The sequence below is a fragment of the Ruegeria sp. CE12 genome, from assembly GCF_056537525.1.
Genome location: NZ_JBQFRS010000081.1, coordinates 1 through 520, shown reverse-complemented (window position 1 = coordinate 520; position 520 = coordinate 1). Strand labels below are relative to the sequence as shown.

The 520-nt window shown below is 55.6% G+C and carries 1 protein-coding gene; it reads right to left on the bottom strand.

Features of this window, described 5'->3' with window-relative positions:
* On the bottom strand, positions 1-520 hold a 520-nt coding region (locus ACR0IO_RS23265), incomplete at both ends, for a potassium transporter TrkG (protein ID WP_480745242.1).

Sequence of the window (520 nt, the reverse complement as noted above, 5' to 3'; positions counted from 1 at the left end):
CAAAATCCACTTCGCCGCATCATTGAGCGGCGCGAAATTGCCAGAGGGGCCAATCACATCCCCCAATCCTGGCCCGATATTAGCCAAGGCGGTGGCAGCCCCAGACACAGAGGTGACGAAATCTAGCCCCGTCAGTCCCAAAGCCACCGCGAAAATCCCCAACAACACGAAGAACAGCACAAAGAACCCCATGACGGAGGAGAGGACATCTGCCGAAACAGGCCGCCCCTCAAAGCGAGGTTCGAACACACCATGGGGGGCCGATAAGCGGCGCACTTGGGTGGAGATGGATTCGAGCAAAATCTGGTAGCGGAATATTTTGATGGAACAGGAGGTCGAACCCGCGCATCCCCCGATCAAGCCGACAAAGAAGAACACCACCACGGGCAAAGGCCCCCAAAGTTGGTAATCCACCGAAGAATAGCCTGTGCCAGATATGATGGAGGTAACGTTGAACAGCCCTTCGCGGATCCCATGCTCGAGATGGTCGCCATTTGCGATAATCCGATACACTGTCATG